Source organism: Vibrio sp. Vb1554 (assembly GCF_033344235.1).
Genome location: NZ_JAWPOJ010000455.1, coordinates 1 through 1,046, shown reverse-complemented (window position 1 = coordinate 1,046; position 1,046 = coordinate 1). Strand labels below are relative to the sequence as shown.

Genomic DNA, 1,046 nt, shown 5'->3' with positions numbered 1-1,046 from the left:
AAACCAATATGTTTAACGCGCTGATACACAACGACAATTAACGGCATCGGCGTTATCTCGAATGTGGAGGTTAAACATGAATATTGGTGCTGTCGCGAAGCTAACTGGACTGTCATCAAAGTCGATTCGTTTGTATGAAGACAAAGGGATCATCTCTCCACCAGCACGCAGTGATTCTGGCTATCGCGAGTATTCAGATAATCATATTCAAGAACTTAACTTAGTTTCACGAGCAAAAAACGCAGGATTTTCACTTCAAGAATGTAAAGAGTTCGTCCAGCTTGCGCATAATCCAAACCGTAAGAGCAGCGAAGTGAAAGAAAGAACGATGGATAAACTGCGCGAAGTAGAAGAGAAAATTGCTCACCTGATGGAAATCAAAAAACAGTTGGAAGGTTGGGTATCGGCTTGTCCTGGCGATGCAAAAAGTCGCTGTCCAATCATAGACGAGCTCACTAAGTAAGCTCGCCTATCTATTGCAGTTCGTTAAAGGCAACAAGTTGGTTCAGATTAATGGTAAGTGCACATGCGTTTGCCATTTAACTCAATGATGTTAAATGGCGTTTCGTAGATGTCTTCCAATGTTGTTGCCTTAATCACCTCTTCAACCGCGCCACTTGCCACCACTTTACCTTGTTTAAGCGCCAGAATGACATCGGAATAACAGGCTGCAAAGTTGATATCGTGAATCACAACCACCATTGCTTTGTTCATGTCATGAGCAAGCCTTTGAATCACCTTCATGATCTGCAATGAATGCTTGATATCCAAGTTGTTCAGCGGTTCATCTAAGAAAACGTAGTCCGTATCCTGAGCAATCACCATGGCGATAAACGCCAACTGACGCTGACCGCCACTCAACTCATCCAAGTATTTATCTTGAATGTCTTGCAGGTCTAAGTAGTCAATGGCTTGTGCAATGACCGCATGATCGTCTTTGGTGAGATTGCCTTTTGAATAAGGAAACCGTCCAAAAGAGACCAGCTCTTTCACGGTAAATCGCATCGTGATTGAGTTCGCTTGGCGAAGCACAGCAAGCCTTTTCG

General features: G+C 43.5%; 2 protein-coding genes. One reads left to right on the top strand and one right to left on the bottom strand.

Annotation, left to right across the window (positions count from 1 at the left end):
* The first annotated feature begins 76 nt into the window (after positions 1 to 76).
* Positions 77 to 463 carry a Cu(I)-responsive transcriptional regulator gene (cueR, locus tag R8N28_RS27015; RefSeq protein WP_005486235.1) on the top strand — a complete coding sequence of 129 codons (387 nt, stop codon included), beginning with the start codon at positions 77 to 79 and terminating at the stop codon, positions 461 to 463.
* 47 nt (positions 464 to 510) lie between these two features.
* Here cueR and R8N28_RS27010 read toward each other — a convergent pair.
* Positions 511 to 1,046 (bottom strand): ATP-binding cassette domain-containing protein (locus R8N28_RS27010; protein ID WP_318183893.1); only part of this gene is annotated, 536 nt, incomplete at its 5' end.